Genomic DNA, 23636 nt, shown 5'->3' on the forward strand with positions numbered 1-23636 from the left:
TCCTCCAGATGTCATGAGAGCGCCTGCGAGAGGCCGCGGGCGAATTCCGCGGCGTCGAGATAGGCCCGGTAGCGCCGCTCGGCGCGCTCGGCGTGGTGGGGCGTGATCGTCTCGGCCTCCAGATGCTGTTCCACCGGCGCGAAGCCGAGCTCCGGCGCCACCATACGATAGACGCCGAGCGCCGGCACTTCGCGGCTCGCCGGCGGCCAGCTCACGGCGCGGCCGAGGCTGTCGGCCAGCATCTGGCGCAGGAGCGGACTCTTCGCGCCGCCGCCGATCACGGTCAGCGGCGAGGGCGGCAGGCCCGCCATCTCCAGATTGTGGCGCACGGCAAAGGCGATGCCCTCCAGCACCGAGCGGCACAATGCGCCGGGCCGGTGGTTGCGGTCGAGGCCGAGAAAGGCCCCGCGCACCGCCTGGTCGTCGAAGGGCGCACGCTCGCCGGCGAGATAGGGCAGGAACAGCGGCGCGGAGTGTTCCGTCTCGGCCCGCTCGAGCAGCGTCTCCACCGGCAGCGCCGTCACGCCTGAAAGCCATTCGAGCGCGGAGCCGGCATTGAGGAAGGGCGAGATCAGAATGGCGCGGTCGGCGTGGATGGGGTCGGCCAGCGTGTAGATGTCGCGCGGCGGGTTCGCTTCTCGGAGCGCCATTGTCGCCGCCACCCAGCCGGTGGTGCCGAGATAGACATAGGCCGAAGCTGGCCGGTCGGCGAAGGCGCCCCAGGTCGCGGCGGCCCCGTCGCCCGCGCCGTTATAGACGGGGATGCCGGCGCGCAGTCCGAGCTCCGCTGCGGTGGTGTCGCCAAGCTGCCCGGCCACCGCATTGGCCGGCAGGATCTCGGGCAGGCGCCCGGCCGCGACGCCGGAGGCCTTCACGAGATCCGCATCCCAGCCGCCGTCGCGGATATTGAAGAGACCCGTCGTGGTCGCCGTGGTCGGGTCGACGACGAAACGCCCCGTCATGCGCTGGATCACCGCATCCTTGGCGCCGAACAGGAAACGTTCGCTGCCGGCCGCTCCGGGCAGGTAGCGGTCGAGCCGCATGAGCTTGAGGATCGTATGGGAGGGGTCGAGCTTGTTGCCGGTGCGGGCCGCATAGTCGGCCGGCAATTTGGCGCCTAGGGCCGCCACCTCGTCGGCATCGAGCCGGCGGTCGGAATAGAGCACCACGGGACCGGCCGGCGTTCCGTCCACCGCCAGCGCGATGAGATTCTGCATCGAGCCGGTGAGCGCCACCGCGCCGATGGTTTCGCGCGCCGGCAGGGCATCCAGCGCCGACCGCGCCGCCTGCCACCAGTCGCCGACATCCTGCTCCACCGAGCGGCCGGCCCCACGCGTCGCGATCGCCGCCGAACCCGCCGCCACCACGGCGCCGGACCGGTCGAACACCACCGCCTTCAGGGCCGAGGAGCCGACGTCGAGTATGAGAAGATGGTCGTCCAACGGAAAATCCTTCCTCACCACAGCGCCGAATCCCGCAGCCGCGCGCCCTTGTCAATCGCCGCCGCGCCACCCGGCCATTTTGCTTCGCGAAACGGACTGGTTGTTCGCAAAGCGGATATCTCCGACAGCCTGGTGCACTTCAAAGTTACCCCTCATCCGACCTCGCCCTCGCGGGCGAGGCCACCTTCTCCCACAAGGGGAGAAGGCTGGAGCCTGGCTTGGCCGGCTCGTCAAATCGTCAACGTCTGCGATTGGCCGAGACGCTGCTGCAGGGCGTTCCCTTCTCCCCTTGTGGGAGAAGGTGGCCTCGCGAAGCGAGGTCGGATGAGGGGTCGGCCGCGCGCCGACGCCCGCCGAACATCTCACCGCCAAGGCTGAAGACTCCGGTCCCGCACATAAGCAATGATCGTGTCGCACACGGCGTCGAGGTCGCGCAGCACGTCATCGTTCCAGAATCGAAGCACGCGAAAGCCTCTGGACTTCAACTCCGCGTCCCGCACCCGGTCATAGTCCGGCTCCCCATGCTGGCTGCCGTCGATCTCGATGATGAGTTTCGCATCGAGGCAGACGAAGTCGGCGATGTAGGTCCCGACAGGCACCTGCCTGCGGAACTTGATCCGATCGAGCCGCCGGTCGCGCAATTCAGCCCAGAGCTTCTCCTCCGCATCGGTCGGCGCGCGCCGCATCGTTCTCGCAAAGCGGCGGTTTCTCGATGACACGGGCTGATGCGGCATGGAGCGGGAGTGGCGACGCCTGGATGACTGTCAAAGTTGTATTCGTCGGATCGAACGCCGTCTACGCTCCAACTCGGCGGCAGAGAACGGTGTGCTTCCGCCAACCGTCGATCCATGCGATTTCCTGGGCGGCCAATGCGAGGCACCAGCCTTCTCCCCTTGTGGGGTCCGAAGGACGGGTGGAGACCCGTGGCTCCACCCCGGGTGGTGGCCTCGCCCGCGAAGCGAGGTCGGATGAGGGGTAGGCTTCGGGCCGGCGTTCGCCAAGAACGTCCCGATTCACCCCTCCGCAAGCCCCGTCAACCCATCTCTCCCACACCTTCCGGTCACTCTTTGTCCAAATAAACCCAAAAAGTGAATCACGCGGAATCATAAGGGCTTGCCAGCGAATCCAGTCTCTGATTCCTTGGACTTCAGCGTTTCCTGATTTGAGTCGTTTCGACGCGGCGGCCGCGTCCAGTCCGGCGAGGGGTGGTCACCGGAGGACTCGGACTCAATCCATGGAAACCGTGGTGAAGCGTGCCGCAGGGGATGACGGGGCATGAACAAGAAACACGTGGCCGTGCTGATGGGGGGATTTTCCTCCGAGCGGCCTGTGTCGCTTTCCTCGGGCAAGGCCTGCGCCGATGCGCTCGAAGCCGAGGGCTATAGGGTCACGCGTGTCGATGTCGATCGTGATGTCGGTCGGATCCTGTCTGAGCTCAAGCCCGACGTCGCCTTCAATGCGCTGCATGGTCCGTTCGGCGAGGACGGCACGATCCAGGGCGTCCTCGAATATCTCGCCATTCCCTACACCCATTCCGGCGTGCTCGCCTCGGCGCTTGCCATGGACAAGGAGCAGGCCAAGAAGGTTGCGAAGGCCGCCGGCATTCCGGTTGCCGAATCTGTTGTCGTCGATCGCTTCTCGATATCGGGCAAGCATCCGATGAAGCCGCCTTACGTGGTGAAGCCGGTCAATGAAGGGTCGAGCTTCGGCGTCGTCATCGTCAAGGAGGATCAGTCGCATCCGCCGCAGATTGTCTCTTCGCCGGAATGGCGCTACGGGGCGACCGTGATGGTGGAGCGGTTCGTGGCGGGTCGCGAGCTGACCTGCGCGGTGATGGGCGACGTCGCGCTCGGCGTCACCGAGATCATTCCGGTGGGGCATTCCTTCTACGATTACGATTCGAAATATGTCGCGGGCGGATCAAAACACGAATGCCCCGCAAAAGTTTCACCGAATATTTACCAAAAAATACAGACACTGGCGCTCAAGGCACACCAAGCGATCGGTTGCCGGGGCGTCTCCCGGTCGGACTTCCGCTACGACGACCGTCATTCGGAGAATGGCGAGTTCGTCTGGCTGGAGGTCAACACGCAGCCGGGAATGACGCCCACGTCGCTGGTGCCTGAAATCGCCGAGCAGGCGGGACATTCGTTTGGCGAGCTTTTGAGTTGGATGGTGGAGGACGCTTCTTGTCTGCGTTGAGGTCAGGACGGAATCGGGCGGGCGGCACGCGCTCCGGCCTGTTCGGTTTCTCCTATTCGGCGGAAGGTTACGTGCTGCCGCGGCTGTTGCGCCGGCCGGCCCGCCTTTTCGCGCGCCTGACCGAGGGCGACATCACGCCGCCGCGCTACTCCGCCACAATCATGACCGCCGCCTTCTTCGCCGCGACGGGGCTCTACGGCGCCTATATGGGCGGCCACATGCCCGAGCTGGTGCAGTCGGTCACGGCCCGCACCGGCTTCGCCGTCGACCAGATGCGCGTGACCGGCCATCGCGAGACCTCCGAGATCGACATCCTCGAGCGGCTGGAGCTCGACGGCTGGACTTCGTTGATCGGCTTCGACGCCGAGGCGGCGCGGGCGCGGGTCGCCTCGCTGCCCTGGGTCGAGGTCGCCTCGGTGCGCAAGGTCTATCCGAATGCGCTCGAAGTTCAGATCGAGGAGCGCAAGCCTTTCGCCATCTGGCAGCATGGCCGCGAGCTTGCGGTCGTCGAGGCGTCGGGCCGGGTGATCGCGCCTTTCAACGGCGGCCGCCACATGGCGCTGCCGCTGGTGATCGGGCAGGGCGCGGCCGAGGCCGGCCAGGAATTCGTCAAGAAGGTGAAGGCCTATCCCGAACTCGCGGCGCGCGTGAAGGGCTATATCCGCGTCGCCGAGCGGCGCTGGGATCTCAGGCTCGAGAACGGCGTCACCGTGAAGCTGCCCGAGCATGGCGAGGACGAGGCGATCAACGAGCTTCTGGCCATGGATCGCGACAACGCGCTGTTGTCGCGCGACATCGCCGCGGTCGACCTGCGCTTGTCCGATCGCGTCGTCGTCCAGCTCACGCCCGAAGCCGCCGAGCGTCGGGCCGAAGCGGTCGCCGCCATGACGAAGGGGCGCAAGGCCAGGTCGGAGAAGAGGATATGAGCTGGCTCGGCGGTACGGCCAACAATGCCTCGCGCCGCTCCGGCGTGGTCACCGTGCTCGATGTCGGGTCGAGCAAGGTGTGCTGCGTCGTCGCCAGGCTCAAGCCGCAGGACGGCAGCCAGGTGCTCAAGGGGCGCACGCATCGCGCCCAGGTCATCGGCATCGGCCACCAGAAGTCGCAGGGCGTGAAATCCGGCGTGATCATCGAACTCGACCGCGCCGAGCAGGCGATCCGGCTGGCGGTCGACGCGGCGGAGCGCATGGCCGGGCTCACGGTCGATTCGCTCATCGTCAATCTCACCGCCGGCCGCATGAAGAGCGAGACCTTCTCGGCCACCATCAATCTCGGCGGCCATGAGGCCGATGCCGGCGACATTGCCCGCGTGCTCGGCGCCGGCGCCAGGCAGGCGCTGAAATCCGAGCGCGACGTCGTCCATTCGCTCGCGACCGGCTTCTCGCTCGACGGCGAGCGCGGCGTGCGCGATCCGAGCGGCATGATCGGCGACACGCTCGGCGTCGACATGCATGTGCTCACCGCCGACGCCGCGCCGCTGCGCAACCTCGAGCTCTGCGTCAACCGCTCGCATCTGTCGGTCGAGCGGCTGGTCGCCACGCCCTATGCGTCCGGCCTTGCCTCGCTGATCGACGACGAACTCGAAATGGGCGCTGCCTGCATCGACATGGGCGGCGGCACCACCACGATGTCAGTCTTCTCCGACGGCAAGTTCGTGCATGCCGATTCCGTCCCGCTCGGCGGCAGCCATGTGACCATGGATCTCGCGCGCGGGCTGTCGACCCGGCTCGAAGATGCCGAGCGGCTGAAGGTCATGCACGGTTCGGCGCTGCCCGGCAGCGCCGACGACCGCGACGTCGTCACCGTGCAGCCGATCGGCGAGGATGCCGATGTGCCGCTGCAGATACCGCGTTCGGTCATGACGCGCATCATCCGCGCCCGCACCGAAGAGACGCTCGAGATCGTTCGCGACAGGCTGGCTGCATCCGGCTTCGGCAGCGCGGTCGGCCGCCGTGTCGTGCTGACGGGCGGCGCCGCGCAACTCGCCGGCCTGCCGGAGGCGGCGCGCCGCATCCTCGGCCGCAACGTTCGTATCGGCCGGCCGCTCGGCGTGGCCGGACTGCCCGAGGCGGCTAAGGGGCCGGCATTCTCGGCGGTCGTGGGGCTGCTCATCTATCCGCAGGTCGCTGCGTTCGAGACCAACCAGGCCAAGGGTGGTTTCAGGATGCGCATGACGGGCACCGGGGGACGGTTCCAGCGCGTGAGTCAGTGGTTCAAGGACAGTTTCTAGACTAGGCGGCCGCAGCGGCGCAGCGGCAGGGAAAGGCAAAGGACGAGGACAATGACGATCAATCTGCAGAAGCCGGATATCACCGAGCTCAAGCCGCGCATCACCGTATTCGGTGTCGGCGGGGGCGGGGGCAATGCCGTGAACAACATGATCACGGCGGGGCTGCGTGGCGTCGAGTTCGTGGTGGCCAATACCGATGCGCAGGCCCTCACCATGTCGAAGGCCGAGCGCCTGATCCAGCTCGGGGCGCATGTCACCGAAGGTCTCGGCGCGGGTTCCCAGCCCGAGGTCGGCCGCGCGGCCGCCGAGGAATGCATCGACGAGATCATGGACCATCTGTCCAACACCCATATGTGCTTCGTCACCGCCGGCATGGGCGGCGGCACCGGCACGGGCGCTGCTCCGGTCGTGGCCCGCGCGGCGCGCGAGAAGGGCATCCTCACCGTCGGCGTGGTCACCAAGCCGTTCCACTTCGAGGGCCAGCGCCGCATGAAGACGGCCGATGCCGGCATCGAGGAACTGATGAAGGCGGTCGATACGCTGATCGTCATCCCGAACCAGAACCTCTTCCGCATCGCCAACGACAAGACCACCTTCGCCGACGCCTTCGCGATGGCCGACCAGGTGCTCTATTCGGGCGTCGCCTGCATCACCGACCTGATGGTCAAGGAAGGCCTCATCAACCTCGATTTCGCCGACGTCCGTTCGGTGATGCGCGAGATGGGCAAGGCGATGATGGGCACCGGCGAAGCCTCGGGCGAGGGCCGCGCCATGGCCGCCGCCGAAGCGGCGATCGCCAATCCGCTGCTCGACGAGACCTCGATGAAGGGCGCCAAGGGCCTGCTGATCTCGATCACCGGCGGCCGCGACCTGACCCTGTTCGAGGTGGACGAGGCCGCGACCCGCATCCGCGAGGAAGTCGACCAGGACGCCAACATCATCCTCGGCGCCACCTTCGACGAGGAACTCGACGGCGTGATCCGCGTCTCGGTCGTCGCCACCGGCATCGACAAGGCGCTGGCCGACATCGTGCCGCAGCCGATTCAGATCCGTCAGCAGCCGAAGCCGACGCAGCAGCAGCGTGCCGCCGATCCGCGCCCGGCGCAGCAGCCGATCGTCCAGGAGGCCCGCATGGAGCCGCGCGCCGCCGATCCGGTGGCCGAGGCGATCCGCATGGCCGAAACCAGTGCTGCCGAGATGGCGCAGCCGCGCGTCGCGCCGCAGCCGGCCGACGACTTCCGTCCGCAGAGCAAGCTGTTCCAGGCGCCCGCCGCCCCGGTCCAGCATGTGCAGCCGCAGCCCGCTCCGGCTCAGCCGGCTCCGGTCATGCAGCAGCGCGAAGCTCCCGCGCCGGCGCCCGCGCCCCGCATGCCGCGCGTCGAGGACTTCCCGCCGATGGTGAAGGCCGAGGTCGCGGCCGCCCAGGCACCGCGGCCGGCCGAGCCGGAGGACCGCGGTCCGATGGGGCTGCTGAAGCGTCTCACCAACGGCCTCACCCGCCGCGAGGAGGAGCCTGCCCGCCTGCAGCCCGCCCAGCCGCGCGAGCCGAAGCTGCGCCAGCCGGCTCCGGAGGCCCGCCGTCTCGCCCCGCAGGACGCGCAGATCTATGCGCCGCGCCGCGGCCAGCTCGACGAGCACGGGCGACTCACCCCGCAGCCGCGCGCGGCCCAGGAGGACGATCAGCTCGAGATCCCGGCCTTCCTGCGCCGGCAAGCGAACTGAACGGTCACAGAACGGCCATGACAGTTAACGGGCGGGCGCGTCGGCGCCCGCCCGTGTTCTGTTGAAAACACAGAAAAAACATCGGCTTGGCCCCTGTCGGCCAGTGGCTGCCGCCGTAACATGGAGTAAGAAACCGTGATTTGGCGGGGTTCCGGCCGGCGACTATCTTCCGCACGAAAGCAAAAATGCCGGTGGCGGGTTGGGGAAGAGGTCCTGCCGGCAGACATCAAAGCCTGACAGCCGACGTCGCCCGACGATCCGGGTTTCTGCCGGACGGGCAATGGGGGCCGACTTGTACGACCATCAGACCACGATCAAATCGCGTGTGTCCCTCTCGGGCATAGGCGTCCATAGCGGCAAGCCCGTGTCGGTCCATTTCAGCCCGGCCGACGCCGATACCGGTATCGTCTTCCACTGCCAGGGTCCGAACGGTGCCGTCGACATTCGCGCGCTGATCGCGGAAGTCGCAGCGACCGATCTCGCCACCGTGCTCGGCGATCTCGCAGGCGCCCATGTGGCGACCGTCGAACACCTTATGGCCACGCTGCTCGGCCTCGGCATCGACAATGTCGCGATCGACATAGACGGGCGCGAGGTGCCGATCCTCGACGGCAGCGCGGCCCTCTTCGTTGACGCCTTGGAACAGGCCGGGATCGAGCGGCTTTCGGCCAAGCGCCGTTATATCCGCATCCTCAAGCCGGTCCGTCTCGACAATGGCGGCTCCTGGGCAGAGTTCCGGCCCTATGAGGGCACGCGATTCGAGGTGGAAATCGATTTCGAGACCCCGGCGATCGGGCGCCAGTCGCTGGCGATCGACCTCGATGCCGAGACCTTCCGCCGCGAGATCGCTCGTGCGCGCACCTTCGGCTTCATGAAGGATGTCGAACGGCTGTGGGCCGCAGGCTACGCGCTCGGCTCGTCCCTCGAGAATTCCGTGGTCATCGGCGACGATCACCGCGTCATCAACATGGAAGGCTTGCGCTATCCCGACGAGTTCGTGCGCCACAAGACGCTTGACGCCGTAGGCGATCTGGCACTCGCCGGCTCCCGCTTCATCGGCTGCTTCCGGTCCTATCGCGGCGGCCACAAGCTGAACGCGACGGCGCTGCGCCGGCTGCTGGCCGACCATTCGGCCTACCAGATCGTGGAAGGTTCGGGGCGCGAGCGCTCCCGGCTCGGCGCATCGGCGCATCTGCCGTCGTCGCACTGATTCGCGATGTGACGGGCCCCGTGGTCCGTGTCGTTCGGGCAACAATGGCGCGACTTTGCGAGGCTCGTGACGAATGTGGCGGCCATCGCCACAAAATAGCGCCATTGCGGGCTGATAGCGTTGCCGTGCCGTGGTGGGTATGATTAATGGCTGCCACACGCTAGCGATTTTCGATGACGCCGGAGGGGCGGAAACCGATTATGTTTTTTGCCAATGCCGCCAAGTCGCGTCGGTGGGCGCTGCGTGCGCTGCCGGTGCTCGTGCTGCCGCTTTTCTCCGCGGGCTGCATGAGCGAACCGGACATCGATCTGGCCACTTATGTCGAGCGGACCGAGCCGGCTGACGCGCTCTACAACCAGGGCCTCGCCAATCTCGAAGCCGGGCGTCTGAAGGAAGCCACGAAGAAGTTCGACGCGGTCGACCGTCAGCACCCCTATTCGGAATTCGCCCGCAAATCGATGGTGATGGGCGCTTTCGCCGAGTACCGGCAGGGCAATTATGACGAGGCGATCAACGCCGGCAAGCGTTACGTCCAGCTCTATCCGTCGACCCCGGACGCTGCCTATGCGCAGTACATCGTCGGGCTTTCCTACTTCCGTCAGATTCGCGACGTCACCCAGGACCAGAAAGAGTCGCGCCGCGCCATCGAGGCGATGGAAGAGGTCGTCAACCGCTGGCCCGAATCCGAATATGTCGACGACGCCAAGGCCAAGATCCGCTTCGCCCGCGACCAGCTCGCCGGCAAGGAGATGCAGATCGGGCGCTACTATCTGGAGCGCCGCGAATATCTCGCCTCGATCAAACGCTTCCGCTACGTGGTCGAGCAGTATCCCAACACACGCCATGTCGAGGAGGCGCTGGCGCGCCTGACCGAAGCCTACTACGCCATGGGCCTGACTTCGGAGGCGCAGACCGCCGCCGCCGTGCTCGGCCACAACTTCCCGGACAGCCAGTGGTACGCCGATTCCTACAAGCTCCTGCAGAGCGGCGGCCTGGAGCCGCGTGAGAATGCGGGCTCGTGGATATCCAAGGCCGGGTCGCTGATCCTCGGCACGTGACCTGATTCGACTTCGTCGATGCTGGCGCATCTGTCGATCCGCGATATCGTCCTGATCGAACGGCTGGATATCGATTTTTCCGCCGGCCTTTCGGTGCTGACCGGCGAGACGGGCGCCGGCAAGTCCATCCTTCTCGATTCTCTGTCGCTGGCGCTCGGCGCGCGCGGCGACGCCTCGCTGGTGCGCCACGGGGCGACCCAGGGCCAGGTGACGGCGGTGTTCGACGTGCCGCGCAACCATCCAGCGCGCAGTCTCCTGTCCCAGAACGCGATCGACGACGACGGCGAGATCATCCTGCGCCGGGTGCAGACGTCGGACGGCCGCACCCGCGTCTTCGTCAATGACCAGGCCTCGAGCGTCTCGCTGATGCGCGATGTCGGCCGGGCCCTGGTCGAGATCCACGGCCAGCACGACGACCGCGCTCTGGTCGACGCCGGCGCGCACCGTGAGCTGCTCGATGCCTTCGGCGGCCATGCCGGCGATGCCGCGATCACGGCGGAAGCTTGGCGGAGCTGGCGTTCGGCCGAGCAGGAGCTGAAGAAGCACCGCGCCAGGGTCGAGGCGGCGGCGCGCGAGGCCGACTATCTGCGTGCCTCGCTCGCCGAACTGTCGAAGCTCGATCCGCAGCCGGGCGAAGAGACCGAACTTGCCGAGAGCCGCGCCGCCATGATGCGGGCGGAAAAGATCGCTGCCGACATCAACGACGCCAACGAGGTGCTGTCCGGATCGTCGGCGCCGTCGCCGCTGCTCGCCAGCCTCATGCGACGCCTGCAGCGCAAGGCCGGTGAGGCACCGGGGCTGCTCGACGATGCGCTCAAGGCGCTCGACGACGCACTGATCGCCCTCGACGCGGCGCAGTCGAGCGTGGCCGCCGCGCTGCGCGCCACCGAATACGACCCGCACAAGCTCGAGCGGACCGAAGAGCGGCTGTTCGCGCTGCGCGCGGCTGCGCGCAAGCACTCCGTACCGGTCGACAATCTGGCGCGGTTGCGCGACACCATGGCCGCCGACCTTGCCGATCTCGATGCGGGCGAAGAGCGGCTGCATGTCATGGAGAAGCAGGCCGCCACTGCGCGCGACGTCTATGACGAACTCGCCGCGCGTCTCTCCGAGAAGCGCAAGGCCGCGGCGGCGGTGCTGGCGCGCGCCGTGATGGCGGAGCTTCCCGCCCTGAAGCTCGAACGCGCGGAGTTCATCGTCGAATTCACCAGCGATGCCGAGAACCGCGCGGAGGAGGGGATCGACCAGATCGAGTTCTGGGTGCGGACAAATCCCGGCACGCGGCCCGGTCCGATGATGAAGGTCGCTTCCGGCGGCGAGCTCTCGCGATTCCTTCTGGCGCTGAAGGTGGCTCTCGCCGATCGCGGCTCCGCCCCGACCCTGGTCTTCGACGAGATCGACACGGGCGTCGGCGGCGCCGTGGCGGATGCCATCGGCCAGCGGCTCGCGCGGCTGTCGCAACGCGTCCAGGTGCTGTCGGTGACGCATGCGCCGCAGGTCGCGGCCCGTGCCCATACGCACTATCTGATCTCGAAGTCCGGGGGCACGGACAGGGTCGCGACCGGGGTGGCCGAAATGGACCGCGGCGCCCGCCAGGAGGAGATCGCGCGCATGCTGGCCGGCGCCACCATCACCGACGAAGCGCGTGCCGCCGCCGACCGCCTGCTGCGCGAGAACACGGCTGCCGCCGAGTGAGTGGCAGGAGCTATCTCGCCGCCTCTTGAATCCTGTCGCGACCGGCGATCATAGTTCCGACGACCGCCATTTCCGGATTCGCCCTATGAGCCTCGCGCCGAAGCCCGTCGATCAACTCACGCCCGAAGAGGCGGCCGAAGAACTCGCCCGACTCGCCGCCGAGATCGCCGAACATGATCGGCACTACCACCGCGAAGACGCCCCGGTGATCTCCGACGCCGACTATGATGCGCTGCGGATTCGCAATGCGGAAATCGAAGCGCGCTTTCCCGTACTGGTGCGTGACGATTCGCCGTCGCAGAAGGTGGGAGCCGCACCGGCGGCGACCTTCAGCCAGGTCGTGCATGCGCGGCCGATGCTGTCGCTGGACAACGTCTTCTCCGATGACGATGTGCGCGATTTCGTCGCCAGCGTGCGGCGCTTTCTCGCCTATCCTCCCGACCACGAGCTGGTCTTCACCGCCGAGCCCAAGATCGACGGCCTGTCGATGTCGCTGCGCTACGAGCGCGGCCGGCTGGTGACGGCGGCGACGCGCGGCGACGGCACGACAGGTGAAAACGTCACCGCCAACATCCGCACCATCAAGGAGATTCCCGAGCGCCTGCCGTCCGACGCCCCCGATGTCGTCGAGGTGCGGGGCGAGGTCTATATGCGTCGCGACGACTTCATGGAACTCAACCAGCGCATGGCCGAGACCGGCCGCGTCTTCGCCAATCCGCGCAACTCGGCCGCCGGAAGCCTGCGCCAGCTCGATCCCGAGATCACCAGGTCGAGACCGTTGCGCTTTTTCGCCTATGCCTGGGGCGAGACGAGCGAGCCCCTGGGCAAAACCCAGTATGACGTGGTCAGGCGCTTCGGCGACTGGGGGTTCCGCATCAACGACAGGATGGCCCGTTGCGGGTCGGTCGAAGAGCTCCTTGCCCGCTATCACGCCATCGAGGCCGAGCGCGCCGAGATCCCCTACGACATCGACGGCGTCGTCTACAAGGTCGACCGGCTCGACCTGCAGGAGCGGCTGGGCTTCCGCTCACGCAGCCCGCGCTGGGCGACGGCGCACAAATTCGCTGCCGAGAAGGCCATGACGGTGCTCACCGGCATAGACATCCAGGTCGGCCGCACCGGAGCCCTGACGCCGGTGGCACGGCTGGAACCGGTGACCGTCGGCGGTGTGGTCGTCACCAACGCGACGCTGCACAATGAGGACTATATAAGGGGCATCGGCAATAACGGCCTGCCGATCCGCGAGGGACGCGATATCCGCGTCGGCGACACCGTGATCGTCCAGCGGGCCGGCGACGTCATTCCGCAGATTCTCGACATCGTCCCGGAAAAGCGGCCAGCCGAATCCCGGCCCTATGTCTTTCCCGACCGTTGTCCGGCCTGCGACAGCCATGCGGTGCGTGAAGACGGCGAGGCGGTGCGGCGCTGCACGGGCGGCCTGATCTGCCCGGCCCAGGCCGTCGAGCGGCTCAGACATTTCGTGTCGCGCAACGCCTTCGACATCGAGGGGCTCGGCGAAAAGCAGATCGAGTTCTTCTTCAGTTCCGAGGATCCGGCGCTATCGGTTCGCGCCCCCGCCGACATCTTCACCCTGAAGGCGCGGCAGGAAAATTCGCTGACCAAGCTCGAAAATGTCGACGGTTTCGGCACCGTCTCGGTGCGCAAGCTGTTCGCGGCAATCGACGAGCGCCGTAACATCGAGTTCTCGCGTTTCCTCTACGCGCTCGGCATCCGTCACATCGGCGAGACCAACGCCAAGCGGCTTGCGCGTCATTTCGTGAGTTTCGCCGCACTGGTCGAAGCCGGCAAGTCGGCCGAGATCCCGGTGGAGAAAGGCGACAAGGGCAACGTCGCCTGGCAGGAGATCAACGGGGTCAACGGTATCGGGGCGACCGTGGCCGAGGCCGTCGTCGAGTTCTTCGGCGAGCAGCATAATCTTGACGCAGTTGACGCGCTGCTGGCCGAGGTGACGGTGCTCGACGAGGAGCGCGTCGGTGATGTGTCTTCACCTGTCAGCGGCAAGACGGTTGTCTTCACCGGCGCGCTGGAGCGCATGTCGCGCGACGAGGCCAAGGCCATGGCGGAGCGGCTGGGCGCCAAGGTCGCCGGATCGGTGTCGAAAAAGACCGACCTCGTCGTGGCCGGCCCGGGCGCCGGTTCCAAGCTCAAGCAGGCGACGGAACTAGGCATCGAAGTGATCGACGAAAACCAGTGGTTCGAGAGAGTGGGACCAAGCCTCTGAACAGGGCCGATCATTTTTGCTGATAGCATCCTCAAGGGAATTCGTGTGACAGGGCAGGTGGGTCCACCTAGTCTTTCCCGGATACATCATGCTGAAATCGACACTCCGAATGGAAGCCCTCAGGAGCGAGTTCCTGGCCGGCGCCCGCGCAGGCGTTCCCATCATTATCGCCGTGGCCCCTTTCGGGCTGCTGTTCGGCGCGCTGGCCGTCGACAATGGCTTCTCTGCGGCCGAAGCCATGCTGATGAGCGCGCTCGTCTACGGCGGCGCCAGCCAGATGGTGGGCATCGACCTGTTCGGCCAGAAGGTCGCGCCCTGGCTGGTCGTGCTCTCCATATTTGCCGTCAACTTCAGGCATGTGCTCTATTCCGCCGCTTTCGGCCGGCAGATCCGCGATTGGCCTCTGGTAGAGAAAGCGATCGCCTTCTTCCTCCTCACGGATCCGCAATTCGCCGAGGCCGAACGCCGCCTTGGAAACGACAAGCGACTGAGCTTTGCATGGTATCTCGGCATTGGCGTCCCATGGTGGCTGTTCTGGGTCGCCGAAACCGGAGCAGGAGCCTATTTCGGCGGTCTTATCGCCGACAGCCATGCGCTCGGCCTCGACTTCCTGCTTCCCATCTATTTCCTCGGGCTCGTCATGGGGTTTCGCAAGCGGACGCTATGGCTGCCCGTGGTGCTGGCGAGCGCGGTCGCCTCTGTCGTCGCCTACCGGATCGTCGGCTCGCCATGGCATGTTTCGATCGGCGCGCTGGCCGGTATCCTGCTCGCTGCGGCCATGCCCCTCGCAAAATCTGTAATCGAGGGAACGGAAGCGAGGTCCGACGCATGACGGACAATCGTCAACGCGGGAGCCGAGAGGGCGCGATCCCTGGCTCAAGCGAAATCATGTGACAGCAAGAACCACGCGGCCTAATCAGTCGGCCTCTTCAGGGAAAACCGATGACTGTCGAAGCAATCCGGACACGGTCCGGCACGAGTGAATTCTGGGACGGCGCCAAGCTCGGAATGCCTGTTGTCATCGCTTCGGCGCCTTTTGCCGTCCTTTATGGCGCGCTTGCCGTCGACAACGGCCTGACGGTCGTCGAGGCGACCATGATGAGCGCGACGATCTTCGGCGGCGCCAGCCAGATGGTCGGCATCGAGCTGTTCGGCCAGAATATCCCCGCATGGCTGGTCGTGTTCTCGATCTTCGCCGTCAATTTCAGGCATGTGCTCTATTCGGCGGGGATTGGGCGGCGGATCGCGCATTGGAGTTCCTTTCAGAAGGCGATCGGCTTCTTTTTCCTGACGGATCCGCAATATGCAGAAGCCGAGCGCAAGGGCGAGAAAGGCGAGGTCGCCGGCTTCACCTGGTACATGGGCATGGCTCTGCCGCTCTACTTCTTCTGGGTGGTGGAATCGGCCCTCGGCGCGGTCTTTGGGCGGCTGCTTCCCGATGCCCATGCGTTCGGTATCGACTTCCTGCTGCCGATCTACTTCCTGGGCATCGTCATGGGGTTCCGCAAACGACCGCTCTGGTTGCCGATCGTGGTCGTGAGCGGCATCGCCTCGGTCCTCGCCCACAAGCTGGTCGGGTCGCCCTGGCACGTCTCGATCGGCGCGGCGGCGGGCATCATGCTTGCCGCGATCATGGCGCCTCTCGACAAGCCCATGCCGAAACCGGACGGCGACATGGAGTCCAGCCTATGAGCACCACCGTATGGATCATTCTGGCGGGCACGGTGCTCACTTATCTCACGCGGGCCGGCGGGCATCTGGTGCTGTCGCGTTTCGAACGCGTCCATCCACGCGTCGAGGCGGCGTTGAACGCGGTCCCCGCGGCCGTGCTGACGACGCTGGTGGCACCCGCCGCCGTGGAGGGTGGCCCTGCGGAGATCATCGCGCTCGTCGTCGCCGGCGCCGTCTCGCTGGTCTGGGCCGGCATGATGCCGATGTTCCTGACCGGCGCCGCGGTTCTGATCGCGCTCAGGCATTTCCTGCCCTGAGCCTGGGTTGCCGGCTGTCGAGAGCCGGTTCCCAGGGGGCTGCTATCGGAAATTCAGAAAGAAATCCGATAGAATCCGGACCGTCCAAAAGGTAAAATTTTCATCTAAATTCAAGTTCAGCACCGCGGGCCTGCCTTTAAAGGCCGGATGCTGGCAAGGATTCGAATTTTGTGATATTGTTGTTGAACGGGTAGTTCTGGGGTTTGAGCCATGCGTGCGTCCTTGCTGCTTGCGTTGATACTCGTTTCCTTGGCGTCCCATGTTGGTGGTACTGCGCCGGCATATTCAGCCGGCCCTTGTGATCCAAAGGTCCAGAAATGCTGAGCGACTGAGGCCTTTGCACTCCGCCGCGGGAGGATGCAATGGAAGGAGCCTTCAAGAACGTCTGGCCCAACGGGGTTCCAACGACGCTGTGGAACTTCGACCTGCTCAGGCCCGAGCAACGGCCTCTCCTGCCGTTCATGGGCATCCGGCTCGAATGGGGTTTCATACTGGCCTTCGTTTTCGGGGTCTGTGTCATCGCGTTCTTCGCCAGGCAGCGCTTCCGGCAGCGGACCTTTGACCCATCGTCTTTCGACTACCGGGTGCTTCGCGAACTGGCGCCGCCGCAATTGCGTGGCCCCGGTCCGATGCGACGGGCCTATGCCTACTACGCGGGCACGCTGATCGCGGCCTATTTCGCCATGACGTTCTTCGGCGGGCTGATTCTCAGGGCCGTGGGATCGATACCCATGGCGGGGCTCCAGGTCGAAGTGGACAACGCAGCGCTTCGCAGCGAACAATGGCCTCTGACGCTCGCGCTGGCACTTGCGGGATTTGCGCCGCTTATCAGGCCACTGGAGATCGTCGAGACCTGGCTGAGGCAGAAGGCGCATCAATGGGTCGGCATCCCGGTGAAGATCAGGGACAATACGCGCAGCCTGCTCGCCAAGCTGGAGAGCATGGTCTCGGCACGCGTCTCGGCCGAGGCGGCGCGACTGCCCGCCTGGGCGGAGCGACACATCGAAGCGACCGACCTGGTCAGGCGCGTCATGGTGATCCATGAAGAACTCGAGCTTCTTCTGAAGCTGATCCGGGATGAGAAAGCCTGGCCGGCCGGAAGCGTCCGGGAGGACCTGAAACGCCTCGAAGTGGAGGTGATAGCGGAGGCTGAGGTCGCCTTGCAGGACTTCAGTGAAATACTGGAGACCGATTACGACAAGGCCGGACACGCCCGTGAGCGGGAAAAAACGGAGCGGGAGGACGTTTCGCTTGGCAAGCACCAGCGTCGTTTGGAGACGAAGCTGACGGCGACGATCCAGCAAATGGAACGGCTCAGGGACGAGTTCGCCGCGATCTTCACGATCTACGCTGAAAGAGACAAAGCCTATCAGAACATCCGGGACCGTGATTTCAGCGCGGTGATGCAGCGGACTTTTCCGGATGAAAAGGCACCTCCTGGGCCCGATGTCGGCGTCCTGATGCTGCTGTTTCCGGTATTCCTCATCTATGCCGCGGTCACGGCGGCCGGACTGCACTCGCTGCTGACGGCGGTAGATCGGACGGTTCTGACGGTTCTCGTCACGGCGGGGCTGGAGACGCTGCGGATCGCGGCAATCTTCTGGCTGCCTTTGCTCGCGGTGTTCTTCTGGAGACACTATCTTCAGTCCAAGGATGACTGGCAGCCTATCCGGCTGGCGCGCATGTCGGGTCAATTGATGCGACGAGTGCTGGCGGTCGTGGTGCTCGCGGCTTTCGTCGCCCTGGTGGGGCTGAGCCTGCTCACTCTTCTATGGATGGCGGTGATCGCGGAGAACCCCGCCCATTTCCGCGAATTGCTGTTCGGCGGCAAGCAGCCGGCCATAGCCTATTTTCTCTCACAGGCGGGCGCGGCGGCGTTCTTTACACTGGTCGTCGTCTGCGCGGCCGACAGTGTGGCGGCTAATGCGAGGAACCGGGAGGTGCCGACCCTGCTCTTCGGTGTGATCAGCGCAGTGCTGGTCCTGGCCTGGATGGCCGCGCACCTGGCGTATTGGTCGCCTGTCGCCTGCTCCGAAGACACTGTGTTTCTGCTCGACCTGGTGACCAGCCCCGCGGGCTGTTTCCGGCACTACAATGCCACCGACCTGATTGTCTACGTTGTCATCGCGTTGCTCGCCGCCGGCGTCTTTGTGCGGCCGGCACGGTCCGGCGGCAAGGACGAGACGGTGCCGACGCCAAGCGTCGTGCCCGGTCTGACGGCCAGCGGCCTGGCCGTGATCGCCCTGATGATGGTTTTCGGTTCTTCGGCCTTTGCGCAGCCGGTGGATGCGCAGGCCCCGGAAGGCAGGAAGGTGATCGTGGCCGGCTTTCGCACCGACGCCGAGCCGTTCTCCTATCGTCTTGGTGTCAACGGGGACGGGCAGTTCAAGGGCTATATGGCCCAGCTTTGCTACAAGATATTCGAGGGCAGCGACTACACCGTCGTGTCTGTCCCTGTCGACGCACGGGACCGGTTCGACCGGCTTCGCATATCGAAGGACGACCGACCCTACGATCCGAATCTCGCGGACGACGATCAGAAGGTCGACATCTTCTGCGATCCCGTGACCTTGCGGTTCTCCGACCCCGACACGCGCGCGAATGGGATCTTTTCACCGATCGTCTTTGCCTCAGGGGTCACCTATCTCCTCAGGCGGACCCGCCAGACAGGGAGCGACGCCTATCTTGCCTATGTCGCCGATACGACGGCTTCCGTGGTGGCGCGGTGGGCTTGCCAGATCGACCTGTTCGGCGTCAGGCGCGACGGAGGAAAGGATCAGGACTGCAACGCCCCGGCGAAGAAGACGCTCGACTGCCCGGGGCCTGACGGCACGCCACCGGAAGGGGTGGAACCCGGCTCTGGGCCGAAGTATCGGTTCTGCGTCATGGAAAGTCACTCCGAGCTGATGAAGACGTTCTGCAGGAAGTCACAGTCGCCGCTCGGCTACCAGTTCGCCTATTTCGGCGACCGCGAGATAGTCCTCAGCAAGCTGGCCGCCTGGACACAACAGCACGGTTGCCCGACGTCGGAAATCGAAAAGGAGCACCCCTACGTAACGTATGAACCTTATGCCCTGCTGATCAGCAAGGCCGATCCCGACCTCGTGCAGTTCGTGCAGCGCCGGGTCTTCGAATTCTTCTCTCATCGGAGTGAGGCGCTTAGCCTCTTCACGACCTATTTCCCCGATATGCGGATGTCGCCGGCTGTGGCCAACCTGTTTCTCCTCAATGCCGTTGCCGAAGAGAAGTATTTCCGTTTTTCCCCGCCGGAGGCAGAGGATGCCACCTCGCCGGCCACCGGCATCACGGCCAATGTCGAGTAATGCAACTGGTCTGGATGCCGAGGCGTCCAGGCGGCGCATGCCGACGCATCGATGCGACCTCAATTGCCGGCGCGGCGCATCGGGGGCGCTTGGGCCATGCAGCCACGGTCCAACGGTCGATCTTGTCGATCGTCGGGTATGAGTTGCTCGCGATGATGATCGCATTCACCGCAAACAGGAAGCGATTGCGGAACGCATAGATGCGCCTCATTGATCGATCGGGGCGGTGGCGGCTTCCAGCCATTTCAGCACATCGCCGCCGACCATTGGACCGATCTCGGCCAGAACGCGGGCATGATAGGCATCGAGCCACGCGCGTTCCTCGGAACTGAGCAGGGCCGCCACGATCAGCCGGCGATCGAAAGGCGCCAGTGTCAGGGTCTCGAAGCCGTACATGGCGATGTCGCCGCCTTCGATGGGTTCCGCCGGCGTGACCAGGATGAGATTCTCCATGCGGATGCCGTAGGCGCCTGCCTTGTAATAGCCAGGCTCGTTCGACAGGATCATGCCTTCGAGCAGCTTTTCGGTGCCCGCCTTGGCGATGCGCTGCGGTCCCTCATGCACCGATAGATAGGAGCCGACGCCGTGGCCCGTGCCATGAGCATAGTCGACCCCTGCTTTCCAGTGTGCGATCCTGGCGACGACATCGATGTCGCAGCCACGCGTGCCCTTGGGATAGCGCAGCATCGAAATGCCGATCATGCCTTTCAGCACGATGGTGGCGCGCTCGCGCATCTCGTCGGTCGGCCGGCCGATCGCCACGGTGCGCGTGATGTCGGTGGTGCCATCCTGATACTGGGCGCCCGAATCCAGAAGGAACAGTTCGCCGTCGCCGAGCTTGCGGTTGGTCGCGTGCGAGACACGGTAGTGGATGATCGCGCCATTGGGGCCGGCGCCCGAGATGGTGTCGAAGGAGACGTCGCGCAACGGGCGCTGCGTCTCTTCGCCGGTCTGCCGGCGGGCTTCCTCCAGCCTGGTCACGGCGGTGATCTCGTCGACCGATCCGGTCGGCTGCGCATCGAGCCAGGCCAGGAACTTCACCACCGCCGCGCCGTCGCGACGGTGCGCCGCGCGGGTGCCGGCGATCTCCGCCTCGTTCTTCGTGGCGCGCGGCAGGCGAGCCGGGTCGGCCAGTTGCAGAACCTTGCCGCCATTTTCCTCCAGGAGAGTACGCAGGCGCTCCGCCGCAAGCTTCGGGTCGAGCGCGATCCTGGCGTCCTTCGCGGCAAGCGCGGCTATCTCGGCTTCCAGGGTCCCGGGGGCACGCAGATCGGCAAGCTGGGTCAGATAGGCTTCCGGTTCGATCGACAGCTTGCGCTTGTCCATGAAGAGGAGATGCGGCCCTTCCGCCGCAATCACCGCGAAACCGAGCGCCAGGGGTGTGTGCGGCACGTCGCTGCCGCGGATGTTGAAGGCCCAGGCGAGCGAGGACGGGTCGGTGAGCACGCAGTGGGTCGCGCCCTCCCTGGCGAGCACGCCGGCGAGACGCGCCAGCTTGTCTTTTGCCAGCTCGCCGGCGAATTCGATCGGCTGGATCTCGACCGGCCGAAGCGGTGCCGCCGGCTGGTCGGCCCAGAGTTCATCGATAGGGTTCTTTTCGACCGCCACCATCTCCGCGCCGCTCTTTTCGGCGGCGGCGCGCCAGTCGTGCGCCTCGGAAATCGTGTGCAGCCAGGGATCGAAGCCGATCCTCGCCCCCTTGCCGAGATTGGCCCTGACCCAGGCATCCGGCGGCGTTTCAACCAGATTCACCGGCGTGAACACTGCCGTATCGACCTGGTCGCGGACCTGCAGCGTATAGCGCCCGTCGACGAAGATCAGGGCGCGATCCATCAGCACCAGCACCACACCGGCGGAGCCGGCAAAACCGGTCAGCCAGCGCAACCGTTCCGAGCGCGGTGGAACATATTCTCCCTGGTACTCGTCGGCGCGTGGCACCACAAAACCGGTAAGGCCCCTCTCGTTCAGCCATTTCCGCAACAGGGCAATATGTTCCGCACCCTTGGACGGATCACTCTCGGACTCGAAACTTTGGAACATCTTTTTGCCACGCATTCCCAAGGCCAATCTATCGGCGACTTTCCCGGCCAACGGTAGCCGGCGTGAAGCGGACTGGCAACGCCGCGCTATGGGGTCCAGCCATTACGGTCACGGGAGGACAGTGTTGATTTTGCGTTGCAGCATATCGTCTTCGCACATGCAAAAACGAATGGGTGCCATGCGACTTCCGACCTTCTCCGACGGGGGAAGGACGCCTAGCTTCTGGTTGTGGAGGAGTGGGTCACTCGCCAGGGAAACAGAACCATGACCACCTCGAAAAGCTTCTTCCGCAGTGCCTTTTCCGCCTTCATCGCCGCCCGCGAGAAACAGGCCGACCGCTATGTCGCAGGCGCCCTTCTGATGCTGGACGACGAGACGCTGAAGGCCCACGGCTACAGCCGCGCCGAACTGCGCAAGCGCCCGCATTCGCTGGTGTACTAAGATCGGCCGGAGCGTCGGGTCCGATTCCGACAGCTGATCCGGCTGTCAGCGTTTGAGATGCAGCGTCACCCAGCCCTCGCGGGGCAGGGTGCGCGCATGCCGGAACTTCTGTCCGCAATAGGCGGCGAGCACGGCGTCGCGCTGCCGCTCCAATATGCCGGAGAGAATCAGTGAGCCGCCCGGCGCCACATGGGCTGCCATTTCGGGTGCCAGCCGCATCAGCGGCCGTGCCAGTATGTTGGCGACGATCAGATCGAAAGGCGCTCGGCGGGCAAAGATCGGGTGGTGGAAGCCGGTCGCGGTCGCGGTTTCAACAAGGGCGGAGACGCCGTTCAGCCTGATGTTTTCGGCGGCAACCCTTGTCGCCACCGGGTCGATGTCAGTCGCCAGGATGGGAATGTGCGAGAGCTTTGCCAGCGCGATCGCGAGCACGGCGCTGCCCGTGCCGAGATCGAGCGCGTTTCGCGGTCTCTCGCGCCGCACGACTGTGGTGATCATGTCGAGGCAGCCAGACGTCGTGCCGTGATGGCCGGTGCCGAAAGCGAGTCCCGCCTCGATCTCGATCGCCAGGTCGCCGATCCGGCGTCGGGAACGGTCATGCGCGCCGTGGACGAAGAAGCGCCCAGCCCGGACCGGCTTCAGTCCCTCGAGCGAACGCGCGACCCAGTCGATGTCGGCCAGCGTCTCGCGCGCAAATGCGACATCCCCCACGGCCGTGCGCATGCGCGCCTCGACCTCGTCGGCATCGCCGTCGGTGTAGAGCGAGACTTCGTGCACATCCTCGGCCTCGTCGATCTCGACCAGGGCGAGGGGATAGCCGTCCTCCTCGAAGGCTGCTTCCAGGGCTGCATAGATGCGATCCGCTTCGGCGCGGCTGGAGGCGATGTGAAGGCGGGTTTGCGGCATGAATATCGGTTTCCGGATCAGGCGAGCCAGGGCGGGGATGGCGTATCGAGGCCAAGCGCGCCACGCACGCCTTGGCGGCGCAGCCACGGCAGGCCCCCCAGCATCGGCATCAACACGTTCCTGGCGGCGAGCGCAACAGGATTGCGCATCAATGCCATTCCCGTGTTGCGACGGGTCTCCGCAAGGACACGCCGAACGGCCGGCAGCCTGAGGTCGGAATATTCGGCCTCACGCCCCTCCGAAACCAGCCAGGCCAGCCAGCAGGCGTCTTCGAAGCCGAGATTCATGCCGCGCCCGCCGATCGGCGAATGGATATGGGCGGCATCGCCGCACAGGAAGACACCGGCGCGCGCCATCGGGTCGACATGGCGGAAGGACACGCGGAACTCCGCCTCCCACGGAATCTCCTCGATCCGTGCCGGGTGATGGATGCGATCGCGGAAGTCGGCTAGCGTCGAGACGAACCGCAGCGTTCTGCTATCGACGGGCAACCTGCCCATGACGCCCGGACCATAGAAATGCGCCTCTATGAAGGAAGTGTCGATTTCGTTCGCGTAGCGATAGTCGACGAGGTGGAAGGTTTCGGCGAGGGCATTGCCCGGAAACTCCAGGCCCGCTGCCTTGCGGACCAGCGAATGGGCGCCGTCCGCGCCCACGAGCATGTCGAAACCCACCTCCACGCCCGCCCCGTCGGACAATTTCAGCAGCGCCTTCCGGTTATCGCCCTGGCCCGACAGGCCCTGAAAAGCCGTGCTCCATTCGGGCTTCATGCCGAATTGGGAGAACTGCTCGAGGAGGATACGCTGGGTGCGACCTTGAGGCAGGACGTGCATGCCCTGAAACCTGCCATTGACCTGCGTAGTGTCGACCGTCAGCAGCGCGCGTTCATTCGCGAACATGCGCATCTCTCTGACCTGCACGGCTTCCGCCAGAATGCGCGCGGTGACGCCCGCCGGCTCGAGCAGGTCCAGGCTTCGGACATTGATCGCCAAAGCGCGGCTTTCGGCGATGGGCGGCGGGCCGGGCGCCATGTCGACGATACGGGGGCGATAGCCGCGACGCGTGAATTCGATCGCCGCCGCCAGTCCGACCGGACCGGCTCCGACGATCAGGATCCTGCGCTCCCTGTTCGCCACC

General features: G+C 65.5%; 19 protein-coding genes. 13 read left to right on the forward strand and 6 right to left on the reverse strand.

The genetic code is table 11. From position 1 onward, the window contains the following. Positions 1 to 11: 11 nt before the first annotated feature. Positions 12 to 1442 carry a xylulokinase gene (locus tag JN302_RS19315; protein ID WP_202334105.1) on the reverse strand — a complete coding sequence of 477 codons (1431 nt, stop codon included), beginning with the start codon at positions 1440 to 1442 and terminating at the stop codon, positions 12 to 14. Positions 1443 to 1804: 362 nt separating this feature from the next. Continuing rightward, on the reverse strand, positions 1805 to 2176 hold the full coding sequence (locus JN302_RS19320; RefSeq protein WP_202334106.1) for an endonuclease domain-containing protein: 372 nt from the start codon (positions 2174 to 2176) through the stop codon (positions 1805 to 1807). A 541-nt stretch (positions 2177 to 2717) separates the two neighbouring features. On the opposite strand from JN302_RS19320, the gene JN302_RS19325 reads away from it, so the two are divergent. The 12 genes from JN302_RS19325 (at position 2718) to JN302_RS19380 (ending at position 19112) form a co-directional block, all read left to right on the forward strand. Next, positions 2718 to 3644 (forward strand): D-alanine--D-alanine ligase, encoded by a 927-nt coding sequence (locus JN302_RS19325; protein ID WP_202334107.1) that lies wholly within the window; start codon positions 2718 to 2720, stop codon positions 3642 to 3644. Then, positions 3632 to 4570 carry a cell division protein FtsQ/DivIB gene (locus tag JN302_RS19330; protein WP_202334108.1) on the forward strand — a complete coding sequence of 313 codons (939 nt, stop codon included), beginning with the start codon at positions 3632 to 3634 and terminating at the stop codon, positions 4568 to 4570. The genes JN302_RS19325 and JN302_RS19330 overlap by 13 nt, the downstream gene beginning before the upstream one ends. Beyond that, positions 4567 to 5874: a cell division protein FtsA gene (gene ftsA, locus JN302_RS19335; RefSeq protein WP_202314268.1), complete on the forward strand. Its 1308-nt coding sequence runs from the start codon at positions 4567 to 4569 to the stop codon at positions 5872 to 5874. Before JN302_RS19330 ends, ftsA begins: the two co-directional genes overlap by 4 nt. A gap of 51 nt (positions 5875 to 5925) precedes the next feature. Continuing rightward, positions 5926 to 7596 (forward strand): cell division protein FtsZ, encoded by a 1671-nt coding sequence (ftsZ, locus tag JN302_RS19340; protein ID WP_202334109.1) that lies wholly within the window; start codon positions 5926 to 5928, stop codon positions 7594 to 7596. A 280-nt stretch (positions 7597 to 7876) separates the two neighbouring features. Further along, positions 7877 to 8806, forward strand: coding sequence for a UDP-3-O-acyl-N-acetylglucosamine deacetylase (lpxC, locus tag JN302_RS19345; RefSeq protein ID WP_202334110.1), 930 nt, complete (start codon positions 7877 to 7879; stop codon positions 8804 to 8806). Between the two features lie 200 nt (positions 8807 to 9006). Beyond that, positions 9007 to 9864: an outer membrane protein assembly factor BamD gene (locus tag JN302_RS19350; protein WP_202314271.1), complete on the forward strand. Its 858-nt coding sequence runs from the start codon at positions 9007 to 9009 to the stop codon at positions 9862 to 9864. Between the two features lie 18 nt (positions 9865 to 9882). Continuing rightward, positions 9883 to 11559: a DNA repair protein RecN gene (gene recN / locus JN302_RS19355; RefSeq protein WP_202334111.1), complete on the forward strand. Its 1677-nt coding sequence runs from the start codon at positions 9883 to 9885 to the stop codon at positions 11557 to 11559. 85 nt (positions 11560 to 11644) lie between these two features. Continuing rightward, positions 11645 to 13801, forward strand: coding sequence for an NAD-dependent DNA ligase LigA (gene ligA, locus JN302_RS19360; protein ID WP_202334112.1), 2157 nt, complete (start codon positions 11645 to 11647; stop codon positions 13799 to 13801). A gap of 88 nt (positions 13802 to 13889) precedes the next feature. Then, a complete protein-coding gene (locus JN302_RS19365) occupies positions 13890 to 14633 on the forward strand; it encodes an AzlC family ABC transporter permease (RefSeq protein WP_202334113.1) in 744 nt (247 codons plus the stop codon). A gap of 110 nt (positions 14634 to 14743) precedes the next feature. After that, positions 14744 to 15493: an AzlC family ABC transporter permease gene (locus tag JN302_RS19370; protein ID WP_202334114.1), complete on the forward strand. Its 750-nt coding sequence runs from the start codon at positions 14744 to 14746 to the stop codon at positions 15491 to 15493. Further along, entirely contained in the window at positions 15490 to 15789 is a 300-nt protein-coding gene (locus JN302_RS19375; RefSeq protein ID WP_202334115.1) for an AzlD family protein, read from the forward strand. Before JN302_RS19370 ends, JN302_RS19375 begins: the two co-directional genes overlap by 4 nt. Before the next feature lie 362 nt (positions 15790 to 16151). Further along, the gene (locus tag JN302_RS19380; protein WP_202314278.1) at positions 16152 to 19112 is read left to right on the forward strand and encodes a hypothetical protein; all 2961 of its coding nucleotides are present in this window, start codon (positions 16152 to 16154) and stop codon (positions 19110 to 19112) included. On the opposite strand, the gene JN302_RS19385 is transcribed toward JN302_RS19380, so the two are convergent. Both JN302_RS19385 and JN302_RS19390 read right to left on the reverse strand, forming a co-directional pair. Beyond that, the gene (locus JN302_RS19385) at positions 19093 to 19323 is read right to left on the reverse strand and encodes a hypothetical protein (protein ID WP_202314280.1); all 231 of its coding nucleotides are present in this window, start codon (positions 19321 to 19323) and stop codon (positions 19093 to 19095) included. The genes JN302_RS19380 and JN302_RS19385 overlap by 20 nt on opposite strands. Continuing rightward, positions 19320 to 21152 carry an aminopeptidase P family protein gene (locus JN302_RS19390; RefSeq protein ID WP_202334116.1) on the reverse strand — a complete coding sequence of 611 codons (1833 nt, stop codon included), beginning with the start codon at positions 21150 to 21152 and terminating at the stop codon, positions 19320 to 19322. Before JN302_RS19390 ends, JN302_RS19385 begins: the two co-directional genes overlap by 4 nt. A gap of 264 nt (positions 21153 to 21416) precedes the next feature. Here JN302_RS19390 and JN302_RS19395 point away from each other — a divergent pair, with 264 nt between their 5' ends. Next, positions 21417 to 21593 (forward strand): hypothetical protein, encoded by a 177-nt coding sequence (locus JN302_RS19395; protein ID WP_202314282.1) that lies wholly within the window; start codon positions 21417 to 21419, stop codon positions 21591 to 21593. A 45-nt stretch (positions 21594 to 21638) separates the two neighbouring features. Here the strand turns inward: JN302_RS19395 and JN302_RS19400 are convergent, their stop codons facing one another. After that, positions 21639 to 22499: a 50S ribosomal protein L11 methyltransferase gene (locus JN302_RS19400; protein WP_202334117.1), complete on the reverse strand. Its 861-nt coding sequence runs from the start codon at positions 22497 to 22499 to the stop codon at positions 21639 to 21641. A 17-nt stretch (positions 22500 to 22516) separates the two neighbouring features. Continuing rightward, the gene (locus JN302_RS19405; protein WP_202314284.1) at positions 22517 to 23635 is read right to left on the reverse strand and encodes an FAD-dependent oxidoreductase; all 1119 of its coding nucleotides are present in this window, start codon (positions 23633 to 23635) and stop codon (positions 22517 to 22519) included. Position 23636: the final 1 nt, after the last annotated feature.

The organism is Mesorhizobium sp. L-8-3 (genome assembly GCF_016756615.1).
GTDB lineage: Bacteria > Pseudomonadota > Alphaproteobacteria > Rhizobiales > Rhizobiaceae.

Coding starts and splice junctions, on each gene's coding strand:
- JN302_RS19380 (WP_202314278.1), top strand. CDS start 16,152: ATGGAAGGAGCCTTCAAGAACGTCTGGCCCAACGGGGTTCCAACGACG.
- recN (WP_202334111.1), top strand. CDS start 9,883: ATGCTGGCGCATCTGTCGATCCGCGATATCGTCCTGATCGAACGGCTG.
- JN302_RS19325 (WP_202334107.1), top strand. CDS start 2,718: ATGAACAAGAAACACGTGGCCGTGCTGATGGGGGGATTTTCCTCCGAG.
- JN302_RS19385 (WP_202314280.1), bottom strand. CDS start 19,323: ATGAGGCGCATCTATGCGTTCCGCAATCGCTTCCTGTTTGCGGTGAAT.
- JN302_RS19350 (WP_202314271.1), top strand. CDS start 9,007: ATGTTTTTTGCCAATGCCGCCAAGTCGCGTCGGTGGGCGCTGCGTGCG.
- JN302_RS19375 (WP_202334115.1), top strand. CDS start 15,490: ATGAGCACCACCGTATGGATCATTCTGGCGGGCACGGTGCTCACTTAT.
- JN302_RS19320 (WP_202334106.1), bottom strand. CDS start 2,176: ATGCCGCATCAGCCCGTGTCATCGAGAAACCGCCGCTTTGCGAGAACG.
- JN302_RS19365 (WP_202334113.1), top strand. CDS start 13,890: ATGCTGAAATCGACACTCCGAATGGAAGCCCTCAGGAGCGAGTTCCTG.
- JN302_RS19395 (WP_202314282.1), top strand. CDS start 21,417: ATGACCACCTCGAAAAGCTTCTTCCGCAGTGCCTTTTCCGCCTTCATC.
- ftsZ (WP_202334109.1), top strand. CDS start 5,926: ATGACGATCAATCTGCAGAAGCCGGATATCACCGAGCTCAAGCCGCGC.
- ligA (WP_202334112.1), top strand. CDS start 11,645: ATGAGCCTCGCGCCGAAGCCCGTCGATCAACTCACGCCCGAAGAGGCG.
- JN302_RS19390 (WP_202334116.1), bottom strand. CDS start 21,152: ATGTTCCAAAGTTTCGAGTCCGAGAGTGATCCGTCCAAGGGTGCGGAA.
- JN302_RS19370 (WP_202334114.1), top strand. CDS start 14,744: ATGACTGTCGAAGCAATCCGGACACGGTCCGGCACGAGTGAATTCTGG.
- JN302_RS19400 (WP_202334117.1), bottom strand. CDS start 22,499: ATGCCGCAAACCCGCCTTCACATCGCCTCCAGCCGCGCCGAAGCGGAT.
- ftsA (WP_202314268.1), top strand. CDS start 4,567: ATGAGCTGGCTCGGCGGTACGGCCAACAATGCCTCGCGCCGCTCCGGC.
- lpxC (WP_202334110.1), top strand. CDS start 7,877: ATGGGGGCCGACTTGTACGACCATCAGACCACGATCAAATCGCGTGTG.